Raw genomic sequence first — 19,341 nt, 5'->3', positions numbered from 1 at the left:
GCCGTCGGTATGTCGGCGGTGTCAGCCCAACAGTTCGCGGACCACCGGGACAAGGGCGCGGAAGGCCTGGCCGCGGTGGGAGATCGCGTTCTTCTCCTCGGCCGTCATCTCCGCGCAGGTGCGGGACTCGCCCAGGGGCTGGAGGATCGGGTCGTAGCCGAAGCCGCCCGTGCCCGACGGGGTGTGGCGGAGGGTGCCCAGGAGGCGGCCCTCGACCACGCGTTCCGTGCCGTCCGGGAGGGCCAGGGCCGCCGCGCAGGCGAAGTGGGCGCCGCGGTGGGCGTCGTCGATGTCCCCGAGCTGGGCCAGGAGGAGGGCGAGATTCGCCGCGTCGTCGCCATGGCGGCCGGCCCAGCGGGCGGAGAAGATGCCGGGGGCGCCGTTCAGGACGTCGACGCAGAGGCCGGAGTCGTCGGCGACCGCCGGGAGGCCGGTGGCCCGGGCCAGGGCGTGGGCCTTGAGGAGGGCGTTCTCGGCGAAGGTGACGCCGGTTTCCTTGACGTCCGGGATCTCCGGGTACGCGTCCGCGCCGACCAGCTCGTGCGGCAGGCCGGCGTCGGACAGGATGGCGTGGAGTTCGGAGATCTTGCCCGCGTTGCGGGTGGCCAGGATCAGGCGGGTGGGCGTCGCAGTCATGACCCCATTATCCGGGGGTGCAGACCTTCGAGATCTCGCTCGCGGCGTCGGCGACCGGCTTTACGTCCGGGGCGGTGTTGCCCTGTTCGATGGCGGTGCGGACGTTCTTGACGGCGGTGGTCATCGAGTTGATGGCCTTGCCCAGGTCGGCGTTGTCCGTCTGGTCGCCGATCTTCTTGAGGTTCGCGTCGATCTGGTTGAGGGCGTTCTGGGCGTCCTGCGGGCTGTTGCCGGCCTGGGAGACGGCCTGCTGGAGGTCGCCCACGCCGTCGGTGATGGCCACGGCCGTGTTCGCGCAGTCCATCGCCGTGGAGATCGCGTCACAGGACGTCAGGGCGGGGAGGGTGAGGACGGCTGCCACGGCCATGGCCGCCGCCGTGCGGAACTTCGGCTTCATTGCGGGTCCCCCCAAGAGGATGTGGATACGTGGACGGGCGCACGGCTGTGACACCGTGCGCCCGTATCTTCGTAGACGCGGGGCCTAGAGCTCCAGTTCCAGCGCGCCCAGCTGGAGGGCCTCCAGGTCCGCGCAGCCGCCGGCCGCGAGGTCGAGGAGGGCGTTCAGTTCCTTGCGGTCGAAGGGCTCGCCCTCGGCGGTGCCCTGGACCTCGACGAAGCGGCCGTCGCCGGTGCAGACCACGTTCATGTCGGTCTCGGCGCGCACGTCCTCCTCGTAGCAGAGGTCGAGGAGCGGGACGCCGTCGACGATGCCTACGCTGACGGCGGCGACGGTGCCGGTGAGCGGCTTGCGGCCGGCCTTGATGAGCTTCTTCTTCTGGCCCCAGGCGATGGCGTCGGCGAGGGCGACGTAGGCGCCGGTGATGGCGGCGGTGCGGGTGCCGCCGTCGGCCTGGAGGACGTCGCAGTCCAGGACGATGGTGTTCTCGCCGAGGGCCTTGTAGTCGATGACGGCGCGCAGCGAGCGGCCGATGAGGCGGGAGATCTCGTGGGTGCGGCCGCCGATCTTGCCGCGGACGGATTCGCGGTCGCCGCGGGTGTTGGTGGAGCGGGGCAGCATCGAGTATTCGGAGGTGACCCAGCCTTCGCCGCTGCCCTTGCGCCAGCGCGGGACGCCTTCGGTGAAGGAGGCGGTGCAGAAGACCTTGGTGTCTCCGAAGGAGATGAGGACGGAGCCCTCGGCGTGCTTGCTCCATCCGCGTTCGATGGTGACCGGGCGGAGCTGTTCGGGCGTACGGCCGTCGATGCGAGACATGCTCCGAGCCTAGTCGCTGCGGTGGAACGCGAAGACCCCGTCCGGGTGCGTCCGGTACGGGGTCTTCGGGTGAGCCGGCTCAGATCGCTCGGAGCGCTCGGATCACATCATGTCTTCGATGTCGGCGGCGATCGGGTCGGCGTCGGTGCCGATGACGACCTGGATCGCGGTGCCCATCTTGACGACGCCGTGGGCGCCGGCGGCCTTCAGCGCGGCCTCGTCGACGAGGGACGGGTCGACGACCTCGGTGCGCAGGCGGGTGATGCAGCCTTCGACCTCTTCGATGTTCTCGATGCCGCCGAGCCCGGCGACGATCTTCTCAGCCTTGGTGGCCATGTGTTTCTCCCTGAGTTCTACGAAGAACGAGTCTCGGCGGCCAGGTACATGGTTCCCGCCTGTGCGCTCCGCTTTGTCACGTTAACGCACGGTTGGCCCATCTACGCGAGCGCATGACCGGTATCTGCCGAAGGATGATGATCAGCAGCAGCCTGCCCTCAACTGGTCTACACCAGTGTGCCGCAAGTGCTGCGGCTGCCAAAAACGGGCCGGTCAGGGAGGACGCCGATGAGCGCGAGCAGCGCCGCAGCAGTGCCACAGCAGAAGTGGTGGGGCGGCTTGTTCCAGGGGCTGCAGAAGATGGGGCGGAGCCTTCAGCTGCCGATCGCCGTACTGCCCGCGGCGGGGATCATCAACCGGCTGGGCCAGCCGGACGTCTTCGGAAAGGACGGCCTGAACTGGACCAACGTCGCCAAGGTGATGGCGGGCGCGGGCGGGGCGCTGCTGGACGCCGACCTCGGCCTGCCGCTCCTCTTCTGCATCGGCGTCGCGATCGGCATGGCGAAGAAGGCGGACGGCTCGACCGCGCTGGCCGCGGTGGCGGGTTTCCTCGTCTACCGGGGCGTGTTGCACGCGTTCCCGAAGAAGTGCCCCGCGGGCAGCAAGGACATCGGGGGTGGCTGCCTGGGGGCGGGTGACGCCTTCACGGGGTTCACGTACCAGAATCCCGGGGTTTTCGGCGGCATCATCATGGGCCTGCTCACCGCCTGGTTCTGGCAGCGCTACCACCGGGTGAAGCTGGTGGACTGGCTCGGCTTCTTCAACGGCCGGCGCCTGGTCCCGATCATCATGTCCTTCGTCGCGATCGCCTTCGCCGCGCTCTGCCTGTGGGTGTGGCCGCCGGTCGGTGACGGGCTGGAGAGCTTCTCGGACTGGCTGGTGGGGCTGGGGGCGTGGGGTGCGGGCATCTTCGGGGTCGCGAACCGCGCGCTGCTGGTGATCGGCCTGCACCAGTTCCTGAACGTGCCGGTGTGGTTCCAGTTCGGCAGTTACACCACGCCGGAGGGCCAGGTGAAGCACGGCGACATCAGCATGTTCCTGGCGGGCGATCCGGATGCCGGGCAGTTCCTGTCGGGCTTCTTCCCGATCATGATGTTCGCCCTGCCGGCGGCGGCGCTGGCGATCGCGCACTGCGCGAAGCCGCAGCGGCGCAAGGAGGTCGGCGGGCTGATGCTGTCGGTCGGCCTGACCTCGTTCGTCACGGGCATCACGGAGCCGCTGGAGTACTCGTTCCTCTTCGTGGCGCCGCTGCTGTACGTGATCCACGCGGTGTTGACGGGTGTGTCGATGGCGGTGACGTGGGCGCTGGGCGTGCACGACGGGTTCAGCTTCTCGGCCGGCCTGATCGACTACGTCATCAACTGGCAGCTGGCGACCAAGCCGTGGCTGATCATCCCAATCGGGTTGTGTTTCGCGGTCGTCTACTACGTGATCTTCCGGTTCGCGATCACGAAGTTCGACATCCCGACCCCGGGCCGGGAGTCGGACGAGGAGATCGCGGCGATGCAGGCGGAGAACGTGAAGGCGTAGACCCGCCAGGGCCTTATGCCCCATGCCTCAAGGGCCCTCGGATCCTTCGATCCGAGGGCCCTTCGCCGTGTGGTTTAGACCACAGAAAATCGAAGGTTCCTTATCTAACCCCGACCGTGCTACAACTGGTCTACACCACCGAATGGTGTAGACCATGCGCATGCCGAGCAGCCGTGGTCTCCCTTTCTGAGACGCCGCCGTCCCCCCTGTTCATGTCCCCTGGCGGCGCCTTGCCCACTGGAGGAACCACATGTCCACAGCGACTGCTGCGGAAAACAAGAAGGGCGCTGGCGTGATGGCCGTCATGCAGCGCATCGGCCGGAGTCTCATGCTCCCCGTTGCGGTGCTGCCTGCCGGTGCGCTCCTGCTCCGCCTGGGCGCGGGCGACATGCTGGGGAAGGAATCCTTCCCGACCTTCGTGAACAAGATCGCCGGTTACATGGCCGCCGGTGGTGGCGCGATCCTCGACAACATGGCGCTGCTGTTCGCCGTCGGCATCGCGATCGGCTTCGCCAAGAAGTCGGACGGCTCGACGGCCCTCGCGGCCGTCACCGGATACCTGGTCTTCCAGAAGGTGCTGGCCACCTTCACCGACAGCAACCTGCCGAAGGTCGCCAAGGTCGACGGCGACAAGATCATCCACGTGGACGCGGCCGTCAACGCCGGTGTGCTCGGGGGCGTGGTCATGGGCATCATCACCGCCCTGCTGTACCAGAAGTTCTACCGGACCAAGCTGCCGGACTGGGCGGGCTTCTTCGGCGGCCGCCGCCTGGTCCCGATCCTCTCCGCCTTCGCGGGTCTGGTCACCGGCATCGTCTTCGGTCTCATCTGGCCGGTCCTCGGCACGGGTCTGCACAACTTCGGTGAGTGGCTGACCGGTTCGGGCGCCGTCGGCGCGGGTCTCTTCGGTGTCGCCAACCGTGCGCTGATCCCGATCGGCATGCACCACCTGCTGAACTCCTTCCCGTGGTTCCAGGCCGGTTCGTTCGACGGCGCCAACGGTGCCGTCCACGGTGACATCGCCCGCTTCCTGGCCGGTGACCCGAGCGCCGGACAGTTCATGACCGGCTTCTTCCCGATCATGATGTTCGCCCTCCCGGCGGCCTGCCTCGCGATCGTCCACTGCGCCCGCCCCGAGCGCCGCAAGGTCGTCGGCGGCATGATGTTCTCCCTCGCGCTCACCGCCTTCGTCACCGGTGTGACCGAGCCGATCGAGTTCACCTTCATGTTCATCGCCCCGGTGCTCTACGCGATCCACGCGGTCCTCACCGGTGTGTCCATGGCGCTGACCTGGGCCCTGGGCATGCGCGACGGCTTCGGCTTCTCCGCCGGTGCGGTCGACTTCCTGCTGAACCTGGGCATCGCCAACAACCCGTGGGGCCTGGCCGGCATCGGCCTCTGCTTCGCGGTGGTCTACTACTTCGTCTTCCGCTTCGCGATCACGAAGTTCAACCTCCCGACGCCGGGCCGCGAGTCCGACGAGGAGCTCGCCGAGCTGCAGAAGGCCGAGGCCAAGTAGGCAGCCCCGTACGACGCGAAGCCCCCGCTCTCCCGGAAGGGAGGGCGGGGGCTTCGTCGTGTCCCCTGGCGGGGTCAGATCTCGTAGACGGCGCCCGAGTACGCCAGGTCCACCGGGCCGTCGTAGACCGCGCGGGCGTCGGCGAGGTTCTGCTCGGCGTCCGTCCACGGCGGGATGTGGGTCAGGACGAGCCGGCCGACCCGGCCGCCGCGCGCGTACTCGCCGGCCTCGCGGCCGTTGAGGTGGAGGTCGGGGATGTCCTCCTTGCCGTGCGTGAAGGAGGCCTCGCACAGGAAGAGGTCGGTGCCCTCGGCGAGCAGCCCCAGCTCGGGGCAGGCCCCGGTGTCACCGGAGTACGTGAGCGAGCGGCCGCCGTGCTCGACGCGGATGCCGTACGCCTCGACGGGGTGGCTGACCCGCTCGGTGCGGATCTGGAAGGGGCCGATCTCGAAGGTGCCCGGCTTCAGGGTGCGGAAGTCGAAGACCTCGCTCATCGAGCGCTCGTCGGGGACGTCGTCGTAGGCGGTGGACAGGCGCTTCTCGGTGCCTTCGGGGCCGTAGACGGGGATGGTGCCGCAGCGGCCGCCCTCGTGCCGGTAGAAGCGGGCGACGAAGTACGCGCACATGTCGATGCAGTGATCGGCGTGCAGATGGCTCAGGAAGATCGCGTCGAGGTCGTAGAGGCCGATGTGGCGCTGCAGCTCGCCGAGGGCGCCGTTGCCCATGTCGAGGAGCAGCCGGAAGCCGTCGGCCTCGACGAGGTAGCTCGAACAGGCCGATTCCGCGGACGGGAACGACCCCGAACAGCCGACGACGGTGAGCTTCATGGAGCGTGAACCTCCGTGGACGGTCCGTGGACGGAATGCGGGCCGTGCGTGGGTCGAGCGTAAGGCGCGAAACGGCCGGTCGCTCCTCCGCGGCGGGCCGTTGTGGGGGGAATCACCTGCGCTGTCACCCGGGGGAGCGACGGCGGGCACGGACGTTGCCACAGGTTGCCATGCCGGGGCGTTCCCGCGCGGCTACGGTCGAAGCATGGACACGTCGTGGTGGCCGGCGGTGGCTGCGGTCGTGGCCGTGGCGCTGGTGGTGCTGGTCGCCGGGGCCCGGCTGGGGCTCCCCCGCCGGGCCCCGCCCGCCCACGGGACCGGGCCGCCGCCGCGGCCGCGGGCCGGTGAGCTGTGGTCCCTGGCGGACGGGCGGATGTGCCTGGTCCTGGCGGTGGGGCCGGTACGGAGCCACCGGGCGCGGGTCGCGTGGATCACCGGCAAGTACGACGACCGGCGGGCCGGGGTGATCCCGCTGCCCCCGGGGACGGTGGGGGCGCAGGGCGGCCGGGCGGGGTTCCTGGAGGCGGACCGGCCGGAAGAGGTGTCGCTGTGGGAGCTCCACCGGCGGATGGGGGTGCTGGATCCGGCGGTGTGGGACGAGGTCAAGGGACTGGGAGGTGGCGGGTGACGAGGGTGATCCGGATCCGGCGGGTGTACGACGCTCCCGAGCCGGGGGCGGACGGTGTGCGGGTGCTCGTGGACCGGCTGTGGCCGCGGGGGCTGTCGAAGGAGGCGGCGCGGGTGGACGAGTGGCCCAAGGCGGTGACCCCGTCCGGGGAGCTGCGCAAGTGGTTCCACGGGGGCGGCTCCGCCGGGGAGTTCCGACAGCGGTACGAGGCGGAGCTGGCGGCGCCGGAGGCGGCGACGGAGCTGACCCGCCTGCGGCGCCTGACGACGGCGGGCCCCCTGACACTGCTGACCGCGGTCAAGGACCCGGCCTCCAGCCACGCCGCGATCCTGGCGGAGCTACTGGGCGACACCCCGCCCTGAGCCCTGGCCCACAGCCCGCCGCTGGGCCCCGGGCACGGGCGCGGGGCCGCGGGCCCGCAGGGCTGTGGGGCTTGTGGGGTGGTGTCTGGCTGCGGGCGCGGGCCGCGCGCGCCGCGGGCCCCCGAACCTTGCGGGCCCGCAGGCTTCAGGGCCGCCGGGGCGCGGGCACGAGGCCACCGGGCGGGAGGCCGCGGGCCGCCGAACCTTGCGGGGTCCACAGGCTCCGGGGCTGCCGGGCGGCGGACCGCCGGGCCACGGACGCGGAACCCGCAGGATCCGGGCCACGGACGCGGGGCCCGCGGGGCTGCGGCCGCAGGCGCGGGGCCCGCAGGGCTGCGGCCGCAGGCGCGGGGCCCGCAGGGCTGCCGCGGGCGCGGGCCGCGCGGGCCGGGAGGCGGATCGGGGTTCCGGCCCGCGCGGGGGCGGGGGGGGGTCAGAAGACGCTGGGGCTGCGGTCGGTGCACAGGGCCCAGATCACGAACACGCCGATCGCGATCGCGATGAGGGACCAGAACGGCTGGTACGGCAGCCACAGGAAGTGCAGGATGATCAGCACTCCGGTCAGGGCGATCCCGAGGGCCCGGCCCCATGTCGTGCCCTTGAGGATCGCGATGCCGATGATCAGGACGACGATGCCGAGGAGCAGGTGGATCCAGCCCCAGGCGGTCACGTCGAACTTGAACGTGTAGTTGCGGACCCGCCAGATGACGTCGTCCTTGGCGAGGGCGGCGATCCCTTCGAAGATGGCGAACACGCCGTTGACCATCATCAGGACGGCGGCGAACAGGGTGCCGCCCGCCGCCCAGGCGGAATCGCCCCCCGATGGAGGCGGGGCACCGGAATTACCGGGAGCCGCGGGGTTGGGAGCGGTCGTCATCGGGCCACCAGCCTCTCTGTGGGGTCGGTCGGGCACGTTCAGCCTCGACCCGTACCGCCGTCCCGGCGACTCACAGGGGCCATTCGGGTGAATCCACCCCGAAACGCGGCGGCCCGCCTCCCCATGGGGGAAGCGGGCGCCGGGAGCAAGAGGCCGCTAGGCCCAGAGCTGGCCCTGGAGGACCTCGATGGCCTCCTCGGTGGTGGCCGCGGTGTAGACGCCGGTCGAGAGGTACTTCCAGCCGCCGTCGGCCACCACGAAGACGATGTCCGCCGTCTCGCCGGCGGCCACCGCCTTGCGGCCGACGCCGATCGCCGCGTGCAGCGCGGCCCCGGTGGAGACGCCCGCGAAGATGCCCTCCAGCTGGAGGAGTTCGCGGGTGCGGGTGACCGCGTCGGCCGAGCCCACCGAGAAGCGCGTGGTGAGGACGGACGCGTCGTACAGCTCCGGTACGAAGCCCTCGTCGAGGTTGCGCAGGCCGTAGACGAGGTCGTCGTAGCGGGGCTCCGCGGCGACGATCTTCACGCCCGGCACGTGCTCGCGCAGGTAGCGGCCGACGCCCATCAGGGTGCCGGTGGTGCCCAGGCCCGCCACGAAGTGGGTGATGGTGGGGAGGTCCGCGAGGATCTCCGGGCCAGTGGTGGCGTAGTGCGCGCCCGCGTTGTCCGGGTTGCCGTACTGGTAGAGCATCACCCAGTCCGGGTGCTGCTCCGCCAGTTCCTTCGCGACGCGGACGGCCGTGTTCGAGCCGCCCGCCGCCGGCGACGAGATGATCTCGGCTCCCCACATGGCCAGCAGGTCGCGCCGCTCCTGCGAGGTGTTCTCCGGCATCACGCACACGATGCGGTAGCCCTTGAGCTTCGCCGCCATCGCCAGGGAGATGCCGGTGTTGCCGGACGTCGGTTCGAGGATGGTGCAGCCGGGGTACAGCCGGCCGTCCTTCTCCGCCTGCTCGACCATGTGGAGCGCGGGGCGGTCCTTGATCGAGCCGGTCGGGTTGCGGTCCTCGAGCTTCGCCCAGATGCGGACGTCGTCCGAGGGCGACAGCCGGGGCAGGCGTACGAGCGGCGTGTTGCCGACCGCGGCCAGGGGGGAGTCGTAACGCATTACTTCGAGCCGCCGGCCACGGCAGGGAGGATGGTGACGTTGTCGCCGTCCTTGACGCCGGTGGAGATGCCGTCCAGGAAGCGGACGTCCTCGTCGTTGAGGTAGACGTTCACGAAGCGGCGCAGCTGGCCGCCGTCGACGATGCGCTCCTCGATGCCCTTGTGGCGGGTCTCCAGGTCCGCGAAGAGCTCGGCGAGCGTGGCGCCCGAGCCGTTCACGGCCTTCTCGCCGCCGGTGTAGGTGCGGAGGATGGTGGGGATGCGGACCTCGATGGCCATGGCCGGGCTCCAGTCGTCAGGGCGTAAGCAAGTGCGTGGGAAAGTGAAGGGCGCGCGGTTCTTCGGCCCCCCGCGCGAGGGGGCTCTGGTGCTCAGACAGCAGGACACATGGCGCTGGCGAGGCGGCACAGATCGACGTGCAGCCGCGCCACGAGCAGCAGCCTGCCGGGCGTCTCGATGCTCACGTCGTGGGAAACCATGCGGTCATGTTAACGATTCCCGGTCCCCCGTTTGGAGTGTGATCCCGCATCGTGGACGCCTTCTGCTCACATAGTGGTCAGTAGGTGGCTACGACCTGCACTTCTTCCTCGGTGATCACGCCGTCGACGATGCGGTACGAGCGGAACTGGAACTCCCCGAGGCCGTCCTTGTCCGCCGTGGAGACCAGCACGTAGTGCGCGCCGGGCTCGTTCGCGTACGTGATGTCCGTGCGCGAGGGGTAGGCCTCGGTGGCGGTGTGCGAGTGGTAGACGATCACGGGCTCCTCGTCCCGGTCGTCCATCTCGCGGTAGAGCTTCAGCAGGTCCTTGGAGTCGAACTCGTAGAACGTGGGCGACCGGGCCGCGTTGAGCATCGGGATGAAGCGCTCGGGGCGGTCGGTGCCCGCCGGGCCGGCCACGACACCGCACGCCTCGTCGGGGTGGTCCTGGCGGGCGTGCTCGACGATCCGGTCGTACAGGGCCTGGGTGAGGGTCAGCATGAGCGACAGGATAAGCAGACGGGCCCTCCCGTACCGAGGAGTGGTACGGGAGGGCCCGAATACTGGACAGGCAGCCTGAACGGAGCGGGCTACGAGGCCTTGGCGAAGGCGGCGCCGCGCGGGTTGCGGGACTTCAGGACCAGGTAGGACAGGCCCAGGATCAGGCCCCACAGCGGGGCGCAGTACAGCGAGACGCGGGCGTCCTTGTCGAGGCCCATCATCACGATGACCATGCCGATGAAGAGCAGGGCGAACCAGCTCGTCCAGGGGGCGCCGGGCGCCCGGAACGGGGAGGCCGGCAGCTCGCCGCGGTCGGCCTTGGCGCGGTAGCGGATCTGGCAGACCAGGATCATGATCCAGGCCCACATGCCGGAGATGGTGGCGAAGGAGACGACGTAGTCGAAGGCCTTGCCCGGGGCGACGTAGTTGATCCAGACGCCCACCAGCATCAGCGCGGCGGAGAAGGTGGTCCCGACGAGCGGGGTGCCGCCCTTGGTGAGCTTGGTGAAGACCTTCGGGCCCTGGCCGTTGAGCGCGAGGTCGCGCAGCATGCGGCCGGTGGAGTACATGCCCGAGTTGCAGGAGGACAGGGCGGCGGTCAGCACGACGAAGTTGACGATCGCGGCGCCGATGCCGAGGCCCATGCGCTCGAAGGCGGCGACGAAGGGCGAGACGCCGGGCTGGAAGTGCGTCCACGGGACGACCGACAGGATCATGATCAGGGCGCCGACGTAGAAGACGGCGATGCGCCACGGCACGGTGTTGATGGCCTTGGGCAGGGTCTTCTCGGGGTCCTTGGACTCGCCGGCGGTGACGCCGACCAGCTCCACCGCGAGGAAGGCGAACATCACGATCTGCAGGGTCATCAGCGTGCCGCCGATGCCCTTGGGGAAGAAGCCGCCGTCGTTCCACAGGTTGGCGACGGTCGCGGTGTCGGCGGCGTCGGAGAACCCGATGGTGAGGATGCCGGCGCAGATCAGGATCATGCCGACGATGGCGGTGACCTTGACCATGGAGAACCAGAACTCCAGCTCACCGAAGAGCTTCACGGAGATCAGGTTGGCGCCGTAGAGGACGACGGTGAAGATCAGCGCGTACGCCCACTGCGGGAAGCTGTCGTGGGTCCAGTACGACATGTACTGCGCGGCGGCGGTGACCTCGGTGATGCCGGTGACCACCCAGAAGAGCCAGTACGTCCAGCCGGTGACGTATCCCCAGAACGGGCCCAGGAACTCGCGGGCGTAGTCCGAGAAGGAGCCGGAGACGGGGCGGTACATGAGCAGCTCGCCCAGGGCCCGCATGATGAAGAAGATGACCAGGCCCGCGATGGCGTAGGCCAGGATCAGGCTGGGGCCGGCCTTGGAGATCGCCTTGCCGGCGCCCAGGAAGAGGCCGGTGCCGATGGCTCCGCCGATCGCGATCATCTGGATCTGGCGGGCGCCGAGCGCGCGGTGGTAACCCTCGCCGCCGCCCTCGCCCTGAACGCCCTCGCCGGGCGTCCTGTCGTGCTGCTCGACCTGCACAGAGGTCATGTCTTGGTGCGCCTTTCTCCACGCCGACCCGCGCCTTCTGTTGGCTGCGGATCGGGTCCTCGATCCCCCCGGATACGGATGGAGTTGCACGCCGGCGGTCAGCCGGGTTGAGCGAGCCGGGGGACATGGGTGGCGCCCCGTCGGCGGTCGTGAAGATTTATCACGCCATTACGGGTGAACGGGGGCGGGAAATGTGGCGCAGGACACGGGAAATCCAGGACATAGGTCCCGAAATGGATCAGATCACCGCATCGCGGTGATCTGATCGTTATCCGGATTTGAGCGTCCGCTGAGCGAACGGCGTTCGCCCTTGAGGATCTTCAGAGGGTTCAGAGGGTCTCGATGAGCGTCTCCTGGAGCCCGCCGAGCCAGAGGTACGCCATCACCATCGGCTTGCGCGGGTCGTCGTCCGGCAGCCGGAAGAGCATCGCGCTCTCGTCGTCCTCGGTGATCTCCAGGCGGGCCGCGATCGTCAGGCGCAGGTCGTTGAGCGCGCCGAGCCAGCGCAGCGGCAGCTCCCCGGTGAGCTCCAGGACCGCCGCCCCGTCGCCGGCCGGGGTGAGCCCGTCCAGGCTGCGTACGACGGCCAGCGCGTCCTCCCGCTTGCGGGTGCGCAGGTCGTTCTCGGTGAAGCGGCGGAACTCCGCCGAACGGGCCTTGAGCTCCGCCGGATCGACGCCCTCGTCGCCCGCGCCGCCGGGGCCCCCGTAGGCGTCGGGGAAGAGCCGGGCCAGCGCCGGGTCGGCCGGGGGCTCGGTGGGGCCGTCGGAGGCGAAGAGGGCGGCCAGCGGGTCCGCGTCCTCGGCGGGCTCCGGCTCGCCGGGTCCGATCAGCTCCAGCAGCTGCACGACCAGGGAGCGCAGGATGGAGATCTCGATCTCGTCGAGCGCGATGGCGGCGCCGCCGCCCTTCAGGGTCTCGAAGTGTCCGCCGCTCATCAGCCGCGGTCCTGGGAGAGGGTCGCCCACAGGCCGTAGCCGTGCATGGCCTGCACGTCGCGTTCCATTTCCTCACGGGTCCCGCTGGAGACGACCGCGCGCCCCTTGTGGTGGACGTCGAGCATCAGTTTGTGCGCCTTGTCCTTGGAGTAGCCGAAGTACGCCTGGAACACGTACGCCACGTAGCTCATGAGGTTGACCGGGTCGTTGTGCACCAGGGTCACCCAGGGGACGTCGGGTTCCGGGACCGCGAAGGTCTCTTCGGCCGATTCGGTGCGTTCGATCTCTACAGGAGCAACACTCACTCGTCCCATGCTGCCACCGTGACCGGTCCGTCGCACAAACGGGGCCTACATCTCGTCACTTTGACGAAATGTGCGCTAGCATCCGTGACATGAACCCTGCGGACCTGGGCCTGCCGGTGGACGTGCCGTCGACAGCGCTCTTCACGGACCATTACGAGCTGACGATGCTGCAGGCCGCCCTGGCGAACGGCACCGCCGACCGCCGCTCGGTCTTCGAGGTGTTCACCCGGCGACTGCCGGAGGGACGCCGCTACGGGGTGGTGGCGGGAACCGGCCGGGTGCTCGACGCGGTGGAGAACTTCCGCTTCGACGGCGCGGTGCTGGAGTTCCTGCGCGAGCGGGCCGTCGTCGACATGCGGACGCTGGACTGGCTGGCCTCGTACCGCTTCTCCGGCGACATCTGGGGCTACCCGGAGGGGGAGGTCTACTTCCCCGGCTCGCCGATCCTGCGGGTGGAGGGCAGCTTCGCCGAGTGCGTGCTGCTGGAGACCGTGATCCTCTCGATCCTGAACCACGACTCGGCGATCGCGGCGGCCGCCTCCCGGATGGCCTCGGCGGCGGGCGACCGGCCGCTGATCGAGATGGGCGCGCGGCGCACGCACGAGCTGGCGGCGGTGGCGGCCTCCCGGGCAGCGTACGTGGGCGGCTTCACCTCCACCTCGGACCTGGCGGCCGGCTTCCGGTACGGGATCCCTACGGTGGGCACCTCGGCCCACGCGTTCACGCTGCTGCACGACAGCGAGCGGGACGCGTTCACGGCCCAGGTGGCCTCCCTGGGCCGGGGCACCACCCTCCTGGTGGACACGTACGACGTGGCCGAGGCGGTCCGCACGGCGGTGGAGGTGGCCGGCCCGGAGCTGGGTGCCGTCCGGATCGACTCCGGGGACCTGCTGCTGGTGGCGCACCGGGTGCGGCAGCAGCTGGACGAGCTCGGAGCCACCGGGACGAAGATCGTGGTCACCTCCGACCTGGACGAGTACGCCATCGCCTCGCTGGCGGCGGCGCCGGTGGACGCCTACGGGGTGGGCACGCAACTGGTGACGGGCAGCGGGCACCCGACGTGCTCGATGGTCTACAAGCTGGTGGCGCGGGCGACCTCGGCGGACCCGAAGGCGGCGCTGGCGCCGGTGGCGAAGAAGTCCACGGGCGGCAAGACGTCGATCGGCGGCCGCAAGTGGGCGGCCCGCCGTCTGGACGCGGAGGGTGTCGCCGAGGCGGAGGTCGTCGGGACCGGGCCGGTCCCGTCGGCCCTGGCCGACCACCAGCTGCTGACCCAGCTGGTCAAGTCAGGCGAGGTCATCGCCCGCGAGCCGCTGGAGGCGGCCCGGGACCGCCACCGCACGGCGCGCGCGGGGCTCCCCCTGTCCGCGACCCAGCTGTCCCGCGGCGAGGCCGTGCTCCCGACCGAGTACGCGTAGCCCGCGGCCCGGCTCCTGGGGCGGAGCTCCAGTTTCGGGAAGGGGCGGGGTGGGGGAAGAGCCCCCGCAGGGCCCCGCCGCCGCAGAACACCATCGAGCCGAAGGACAACGTCATGCACCGCGCACTGATCGTCGTCGACGTACAGAACGACTTCTGCGAGGGCGGCAGCCTCGCGGTCACCGGCGGGGCCGACGTCGCCGCCGCCATCACCGAGCTCATCGGCCAGGCCACCGCCGGCTACCGGCACGTCGTCGCCACCCGGGACCACCACGTCGACCCCGGGTCGCACTTCGCGCACCCCCCGGCCGAGCCGGACTACGAGACCTCCTGGCCGGTCCACTGCGTCGCCGGGACCGAGGGCGTCGGCTTCCACCCGAACTTCGCCCCCGCCGTCTCCTCCGGAGCCGTCGCCGCCGTCTTCGACAAGGGCGCGTACGAAGCCGCCTACAGCGGTTTCGAGGGCGCCGACGAGAACGGGGCCACGCTCGCCCGGTGGCTGCGCGACCGGCACGTCACCGAGGTGGACGTGGTCGGCATCGCCACCGACCACTGCGTCAAGGCCACCGCCCTGGACGCCGCCCGCGAAGGCTTCGCCACCCGCGTACTGCTGGACCTGACGGCCGCCGTGGCCCCGCACACCACCGAGAAGGCGCTGGAGGAGCTCCGGGCGGCCGGGGTGACCCTGGTCGGCGGCAAGGCCGCCTAGGCCCCCTAGGGGGCCAGCAGGGCCCGGATCGGGTGCCAGAGCTCCTGCGCCCGGTCGGGGGCGCCGCGCCACAGCAGGCCGTCCGGGTGGTGCAGGACGGCCGTGACCTCGTCGGGCGTGGGCGGCTGCGCGTTGCCCCGCAGGTACACCGCCCGCATGCCGAGGTTCCGCAGCCTGGTCAGGGCGCGGGCCCGGTTCGCGGCGTGCACCAGCACACGGACATTTCCGCCCTCACCGGAGGGCCTCGGCAGCGTGAGCGCGACCACCACGCTGCCGCCCGGCAATCTGACGAAACCTCCACCTGGCATGTCGGTCATCTCCCCCGTCAATAAGAACCTCGTACCGGGGCATCTAAACGCGATCGGCCGCCGCCCGCTAGAGGGCGACGGCCGATCATGCTCTGACCTGCGATTTTACCGAATTACTTAACGGCGGGACCGACCTCGACCGTCATGACGAGACCGTCGTAGGTCTCCTTGGCGATCTTGATCTTGGTGTTGGTGTCAGTGACCTTCACCGAGCCGGTCGGGTTCTCGTCGTAGTAGTACTTGCCCTTGTGGTCGTCGAAGACCAGGTTCGCGGGCTTCGGCTTGAGGAAGAGCTCCTCGCCGTTCTTGTGCAGGGTGAACGCGTCCGTCGAGTAGGCGCTGAAGGGCGCGTCGTACGGCTGGATCTTGTTCCGCAGCAGGGTGCCGTCGGCCCACTTCATGGGCTTGGCGTTGGCGTCGATCGGGAGGATCAGACCGGAGCCCGGGTGCTGGCTGGTGTTGTTGTCCTTCTGGGAGGTGTCCCAGAGCCAGATCAGCAGGCCGTCCTGGTACGGGTAGTGCTCGACCCAGTTCGGCTTGGTGTTGGCGAAGCCGAAGTTGTACGGGCCCACCTTGAGGGTGGAGTCGTACGAGACGTAGCGGCGGTTCTCGGCCAGGTAGTACTGCGCGTACTCCTTGGTGAAGCCGGCGCCGATGCGCGAGAAGCCCTTGCCGGTCCAGCCGTTGTCGCCGTTCTCGGCGCCGTCGGTGAACAGCGCGGAGCCGTCCGCGGTGAGGGTGACGGCGTCGGCCGTGAAGCCCTTGCCGCCCGCGCCGCCGTCCGTCTGGTAGCGGAAGCGGAGGTCGACCTTCTTGCCCGCGTAGGCGTCGAGCGGGAAGTTCAGCGACTTCCAGGCGCCCGAGACGCCGGTCAGCGACGGGCTGCCGGAGGCGTCGGCCGGGATGGCCGTGCCGTCGGCGGTGCCGGCGAGGGCGGTCCAGGTGGCGCCGCCGTCCGTGGACACCTCGGTGTAGAGGAAGTCGTAGTCGGCCTCGATGTCCCACCAGCCCTTGAGGGACAGGGCGGCGGACTTCTTGCCCGTCAGGTCGACCGAGCGGGTGAGGGTGTTCTTGAGGTCGTCACCCATGTTGCTCCACCACTGCGAGGAGCCCTCGGCGGGAGCGACGATGTCGGTCTTGACCTGCTTCTTCGGCAGGTCGACGACCAGCGCCTGCTTGTCCTTGGTGTTGTACTCCGACACACCCAGCTTGTGGGTGGACTTCGTCGCGGCCTTGGCCTTGTCGAAGTTCAGCCAGCCCAGCTGGAGCTTGTCCCAGGCCGTCATGTCGCCCGGGAGGTCGCCTATGGAGTCCTTGCCGTTGCCGAGCCAGGAGCCGGCCGACATCAGGGACCAGAAGCCGACCGAGTTCTCGCCGCCACCGGAGGTGTCGTAGAGGTCCGGCAGGCCGAGGTCGTGGCCGTACTCGTGCGCGAAGACGCCGAGGCCGCCGTTCTCCGGCTGCATCGTGTAGTCGCCGACCCAGATGCCGGTGTCGCCGATCTGGGTACCGCCGGCCTTGTTGTTCGCCGGGCCGGTCTTGCCGACGTCGGTGCCGTACGCGTACCAGCGGTGCGCCCACAGCGCGGTGGTGCCCTGCTCGCCGCCGCCGGCCGACTCGTCCTCGCCCGCGTGGACGATCTGGAAGTGGTCGATGTAGCCGTCGGGCTCGTTGAAGTTGCCGTCGCCGTCGAAGTCGTTGCGGTCCCACTGGTCGTACTGGGCCAGCTGCGCCTTGATCTGCGCGTCGGTCTTGCCCGCCTTCTTCTGGGCCTCCGTCCACGCGGTGACGCCGTCGCGGACGGTGTCCCACACGTTGGAGCAGTTGGTCTGGCCGCAGTAGTTCGAGCCGTAACGGCCCTCGTTGTACGGGACCTTGACCCAGTCGGCGACCTCGCCCTCGACCGAGTAACGGCCCGAGGAGGTCTTCTCGTAGTAGGTCTTCAGGGAGTTCTTGCCCTGGCCGGTACCGAAGTACAGGTCCTGGAAGTAGTCCCGGCTGAAGTCCTTGCGCCAGGCCGTGCTGTTGTTGACAGCGCGGTTAGGCTCCTTGATCGTGTTGTGCAGCGGACCGGGGGTGCCGCCGTACTTCGGGACCGAGGGCTTCGGGCCCGGGCCGTCCGGGTCGAACATGGTGGTGTTGTCGACCTGGTCGCCGAACTCGACGAGGATCGTGAAGATCTTGTCGGTCTTCTCGCGGCCGAGCTCGACGTACTTCTTGTCGTCGAGCTTGACGACCTTCGAGGCGCCGCGCTGCTCGACGTCCTTCTTGCCGCTCAGCACCTGCTCGAGGGCGGCCTTCTTCTGCTTCGCCTGCTGGTCGCTGAACGGACCCTTGAGGTCGTGCTCGACGACCTTCGAGGGAGCCGTCGGGTCCTGGCGGTCGGCGGCCGGGGCGGTCGCACCCCGGTCCTCGGCGGCCTGGGCCGCGGTGACGGCGAAGAAGGTGGCACTGGTCGCACACGCGGCCATGGTCACGGTGACGGCGGCAGCGCGGATCGCACGCCGTCTGGCGGAATTGCTGGTCACTTGATGTCGTTCCCCTCCCGCGGCCGCATGGACGGTCGGAACGTCTCCATAGGAGCGGGGGGTTCCGCGCGGCGCGCGTCTCAAGTGACGACATTTGACCGGAGAGTCGAGAGAAAAGACAGACCTTGACTTGTTCCTTACAACTGCACTATGCGGTCAGTCAGTTCCGGTAATCGGACGTTCCGCTGCCATATGGGGCGAAGGGCGCTTCCCGACCGCTCTCCAGCGCCCCACGAGGGCTTCGCGAGGGCCTCCGGGCAGCATTATTGGCGTATTTGGGCTGCATGTGTGCCGCGTGCGAGCCGCATGCGGCCGCTCCGCGACACGCGATGTGATCCTGTGCGCCCCCCGTGCTCCGGCACCGTGGGTTAGGTCACGCTTACCGGTTGTTCCGCTCGGGCATCCCCCGTCGTAGAGTCACTTGACGCGCGACCTAGTTGAGCCGACTCCCCCTCCCCTCTCCGAGGACGGATATCGCCATGCCGCGTCCGACTGCCGCACAGCTCGCGTACGGGTCCGCCACCGTCGTCGCGTCGACGATCGCCATGCTGCTGCTCTCGCAGACGAGCACGGGGCTCGGGATCGCCGTCATCTGCGCGGCCGCCCTCGCCCTCGGCCTGCTCGTCGCCGTAACGGTTCCCCTCCCGCGGCGCCGCGGCCGCCACGCGGCCCCCGCCGCCGCCCGCACCGCCCGCGCGGCCCGCACCGAGGCGGTCCGGGTGCCGGAGCCGATGCCGGCCCCCGCCGAACATCCCGTGCACCACTGAACGACGCGGTGCGGGCGGCCTCCCCGGAGGGAGACCGCCCGCTGTGTGCTGCCCGTCGGCCCGTCGGCCCGTCAGGTGGACTGGACGACCACCGTCTTGCCGACCTTGTCGTGCAGACCCTGCTTGTACGGCTTGTCGACGAGGATCGAGATGACCAGCGCGATCGGCCACAGGCAGAAGCAGCAGATCAGCGTCGGGAGCCAGAGGACGGCGGCGCGGCCGAGGGCCGCGCCGGACGGCGGGACGCTGCCGTCGTTGAGCATCGCGACGCGCAGGCCCATCGCCTTCTTGCCGATCGTCTGGCCGCTCTTGTGGGTGAACCACCAGTCGTAGCCGACGTACGCGACGATCGAGATCAGGGTCATGGCCAGACCGCTGCCGCTGTAGGACCTGGTGATGACCTCGCTGACGTCCTCGCCCTTGTTGGTCTCGACCATGTAGCGGTTCGTGCCGAAGGCCAGCTGGATGAGGAACAGCGGGACGGCCACGATCAGCACGTCGATGATGCGGGCGGCCAGCCGCTTGCCGAAGTCGGCGAGCGGGGGCATGCCGGCGAGCGGGTCGGGCATGCCGTAGCCGCCGCTCCCGCCGTACGGGTCACCCGGGCCGCCGCCTCCGCCGTACGGGGGCGGCGGAGGCGGGTATCCGCCGCCGCCCGCGCCGGAGCCGCCGTACGGACCACCCGGCGGCGGGGGCGGGGTCCCGCCGGGCGGCGTCGGTTCCTGGGGCTTCTTGAGGAACGGGTCGTCCTCGGGCCGTTCGCCCGGCGGCGGCTGATCGGTACTCATGGCCCGAGTCGAACCCGGCTCCGGCGGCCCCGCAACG

22 protein-coding genes and 1 pseudogene are annotated in these 19,341 nt (G+C 69.9%); 7 read left to right on the top strand and 16 right to left on the bottom strand.

Translation table 11 applies throughout. The annotated features are described in order from the left end of the window. Nucleotides 1-21 precede the first annotated feature (21 nt). From rdgB to ACGFYU_RS25345, 4 genes and pseudogenes are all read right to left on the bottom strand, one after another. Nucleotides 22-636 (bottom strand): RdgB/HAM1 family non-canonical purine NTP pyrophosphatase, encoded by a 615-nt coding sequence (rdgB, locus tag ACGFYU_RS25360; protein WP_393829609.1) that lies wholly within the window; start codon nt 634-636, stop codon nt 22-24. Nucleotides 637-643: 7 nt separating this feature from the next. Next, nucleotides 644-1,033, bottom strand: coding sequence for a hypothetical protein (locus ACGFYU_RS25355; RefSeq protein WP_393829608.1), 390 nt, complete (start codon nt 1,031-1,033; stop codon nt 644-646). Nucleotides 1,034-1,117: 84 nt separating this feature from the next. Further along, a complete protein-coding gene (gene rph, locus ACGFYU_RS25350; RefSeq protein ID WP_393829607.1) occupies nt 1,118-1,849 on the bottom strand; it encodes a ribonuclease PH in 732 nt (243 codons plus the stop codon). A gap of 102 nt (nt 1,850-1,951) precedes the next feature. Next, nucleotides 1,952-2,191: pseudogene (locus ACGFYU_RS25345) on the bottom strand (glucose PTS transporter subunit EIIB); the annotation flags it as partial. Nucleotides 2,192-2,413: 222 nt separating this feature from the next. Here ACGFYU_RS25345 and ACGFYU_RS25340 point away from each other — a divergent pair. Both ACGFYU_RS25340 and ACGFYU_RS25335 read left to right on the top strand, forming a co-directional pair. Continuing rightward, complete coding sequence (locus ACGFYU_RS25340) at nt 2,414-3,715, top strand: PTS transporter subunit EIIC (protein WP_393829606.1); 1,302 nt, start codon at nt 2,414-2,416, stop codon at nt 3,713-3,715. A gap of 250 nt (nt 3,716-3,965) precedes the next feature. Then, nucleotides 3,966-5,234 (top strand): PTS transporter subunit EIIC, encoded by a 1,269-nt coding sequence (locus tag ACGFYU_RS25335; RefSeq protein WP_393829605.1) that lies wholly within the window; start codon nt 3,966-3,968, stop codon nt 5,232-5,234. 74 nt (nt 5,235-5,308) lie between these two features. Here ACGFYU_RS25335 and ACGFYU_RS25330 read toward each other — a convergent pair whose 3' ends face one another. Then, nucleotides 5,309-6,061 carry an MBL fold metallo-hydrolase gene (locus ACGFYU_RS25330; RefSeq protein ID WP_393829604.1) on the bottom strand — a complete coding sequence of 251 codons (753 nt, stop codon included), beginning with the start codon at nt 6,059-6,061 and terminating at the stop codon, nt 5,309-5,311. A 205-nt stretch (nt 6,062-6,266) separates the two neighbouring features. Here ACGFYU_RS25330 and ACGFYU_RS25325 point away from each other — a divergent pair, with 205 nt between their 5' ends. Both ACGFYU_RS25325 and ACGFYU_RS25320 read left to right on the top strand, forming a co-directional pair. Continuing rightward, a complete protein-coding gene (locus ACGFYU_RS25325; RefSeq protein ID WP_393829603.1) occupies nt 6,267-6,689 on the top strand; it encodes a hypothetical protein in 423 nt (140 codons plus the stop codon). Between the two features lie 5 nt (nt 6,690-6,694). Further along, on the top strand, nt 6,695-7,051 hold the full coding sequence (locus tag ACGFYU_RS25320; protein WP_393829697.1) for a DUF488 domain-containing protein: 357 nt from the start codon (nt 6,695-6,697) through the stop codon (nt 7,049-7,051). A gap of 433 nt (nt 7,052-7,484) precedes the next feature. Here the strand turns inward: ACGFYU_RS25320 and ACGFYU_RS25315 are convergent, their stop codons facing one another. From ACGFYU_RS25315 to clpS, 8 genes are all read right to left on the bottom strand, one after another. Next, the gene (locus ACGFYU_RS25315) at nt 7,485-7,928 is read right to left on the bottom strand and encodes a hypothetical protein (protein ID WP_393829602.1); all 444 of its coding nucleotides are present in this window, start codon (nt 7,926-7,928) and stop codon (nt 7,485-7,487) included. Nucleotides 7,929-8,084: 156 nt separating this feature from the next. Further along, a complete protein-coding gene (locus ACGFYU_RS25310; RefSeq protein ID WP_393829601.1) occupies nt 8,085-9,035 on the bottom strand; it encodes a PLP-dependent cysteine synthase family protein in 951 nt (316 codons plus the stop codon). After that, nucleotides 9,035-9,313, bottom strand: a complete 279-nt coding sequence (locus ACGFYU_RS25305; protein ID WP_393829600.1) for a MoaD/ThiS family protein — start codon at nt 9,311-9,313, stop codon at nt 9,035-9,037. Before ACGFYU_RS25305 ends, ACGFYU_RS25310 begins: the two co-directional genes overlap by 1 nt. Nucleotides 9,314-9,405: 92 nt before the next feature. After that, nucleotides 9,406-9,513 carry a putative leader peptide gene (locus ACGFYU_RS25300; RefSeq protein ID WP_393829599.1) on the bottom strand — a complete coding sequence of 36 codons (108 nt, stop codon included), beginning with the start codon at nt 9,511-9,513 and terminating at the stop codon, nt 9,406-9,408. Nucleotides 9,514-9,590: 77 nt separating this feature from the next. Continuing rightward, complete coding sequence (locus tag ACGFYU_RS25295; protein WP_393829598.1) at nt 9,591-10,013, bottom strand: Mov34/MPN/PAD-1 family protein; 423 nt, start codon at nt 10,011-10,013, stop codon at nt 9,591-9,593. Nucleotides 10,014-10,102: 89 nt separating this feature from the next. Next, complete coding sequence (locus tag ACGFYU_RS25290; protein ID WP_393829597.1) at nt 10,103-11,545, bottom strand: amino acid permease; 1,443 nt, start codon at nt 11,543-11,545, stop codon at nt 10,103-10,105. Between the two features lie 329 nt (nt 11,546-11,874). After that, a complete protein-coding gene (locus ACGFYU_RS25285; RefSeq protein WP_393829596.1) occupies nt 11,875-12,483 on the bottom strand; it encodes a DUF2017 domain-containing protein in 609 nt (202 codons plus the stop codon). Next, nucleotides 12,483-12,797, bottom strand: a complete 315-nt coding sequence (gene clpS, locus ACGFYU_RS25280; protein WP_385185508.1) for an ATP-dependent Clp protease adapter ClpS — start codon at nt 12,795-12,797, stop codon at nt 12,483-12,485. Before clpS ends, ACGFYU_RS25285 begins: the two co-directional genes overlap by 1 nt. Nucleotides 12,798-12,877: 80 nt before the next feature. Between clpS and ACGFYU_RS25275 the strand changes: the two genes are divergently transcribed. Together ACGFYU_RS25275 and ACGFYU_RS25270 are read left to right on the top strand one after the other, a co-directional pair. Beyond that, the gene (locus tag ACGFYU_RS25275) at nt 12,878-14,206 is read left to right on the top strand and encodes a nicotinate phosphoribosyltransferase (protein ID WP_393829595.1); all 1,329 of its coding nucleotides are present in this window, start codon (nt 12,878-12,880) and stop codon (nt 14,204-14,206) included. Between the two features lie 113 nt (nt 14,207-14,319). Next, nucleotides 14,320-14,913 carry a nicotinamidase gene (locus tag ACGFYU_RS25270; protein WP_393829594.1) on the top strand — a complete coding sequence of 198 codons (594 nt, stop codon included), beginning with the start codon at nt 14,320-14,322 and terminating at the stop codon, nt 14,911-14,913. Nucleotides 14,914-14,918: 5 nt separating this feature from the next. Here the strand turns inward: ACGFYU_RS25270 and ACGFYU_RS25265 are convergent, their stop codons facing one another. Continuing rightward, the gene (locus tag ACGFYU_RS25265; protein WP_382648225.1) at nt 14,919-15,221 is read right to left on the bottom strand and encodes a hypothetical protein; all 303 of its coding nucleotides are present in this window, start codon (nt 15,219-15,221) and stop codon (nt 14,919-14,921) included. A gap of 113 nt (nt 15,222-15,334) precedes the next feature. Beyond that, entirely contained in the window at nt 15,335-17,692 is a 2,358-nt protein-coding gene (locus ACGFYU_RS25260) for an immune inhibitor A domain-containing protein (RefSeq protein ID WP_393829696.1), read from the bottom strand. 536 nt (nt 17,693-18,228) lie between these two features. On the opposite strand from ACGFYU_RS25260, the gene ACGFYU_RS25255 reads away from it, so the two are divergent. Next, entirely contained in the window at nt 18,229-18,516 is a 288-nt protein-coding gene (locus tag ACGFYU_RS25255) for a hypothetical protein (protein ID WP_393829593.1), read from the top strand. Between the two features lie 71 nt (nt 18,517-18,587). Here ACGFYU_RS25255 and ACGFYU_RS25250 read toward each other — a convergent pair whose 3' ends face one another. Next, entirely contained in the window at nt 18,588-19,304 is a 717-nt protein-coding gene (locus tag ACGFYU_RS25250) for an RDD family protein (protein ID WP_393829592.1), read from the bottom strand. Nucleotides 19,305-19,341 lie beyond the last annotated feature (37 nt).

The organism is Streptomyces sp. NPDC048337 (assembly GCF_043201175.1).
GTDB lineage: Bacteria > Actinomycetota > Actinomycetes > Streptomycetales > Streptomycetaceae > Streptomyces.
Note: the sequence above shows the minus strand (reverse complement) of the source record. Positions and strands in the feature narration are given on the sequence as shown.